This is a genomic window from Thermus sp. FJN-A (assembly GCF_054655095.1).
In genome coordinates this window covers 1-245 of record NZ_BAAHSC010000161.1, presented here as the reverse complement: position 1 = coordinate 245, position 245 = coordinate 1, and the positions used below count along the sequence as shown (strand labels likewise).

Below are 245 nucleotides of genomic sequence, written 5' to 3'. Positions count from 1 at the left end.
CCCAGGAGGTTGGTCCCATGGTCATCCGCAGGAGGAACAGCCGGCGGTATCTCCCTTGGATGCAGTACCTGGCCATCGTGGGGCGGAGGGTGGTGGAGACGGTGGGGAGCATGCTCCATCACCTCTTCCCCAGGCGCATCCACGCCGTGACCCAGGAGGGTTTCGTCATCAAAGTTCTCACCTTCGTCCTGGCCCATAACATCAGTCTCCTGACCCAGAAGATGGCTGGGTAGCAACTTGGGTTA

At 60.4% G+C, this 245-nt stretch carries 1 pseudogene; it reads left to right on the top strand.

Annotation, left to right across the window (positions count from 1 at the left end):
- Window positions 1–233 (top strand): annotated as a pseudogene (locus tag ACYQ0J_RS00825) (IS982 family transposase); the annotation flags it as partial.
- Window positions 234–245 lie beyond the last annotated feature (12 nt).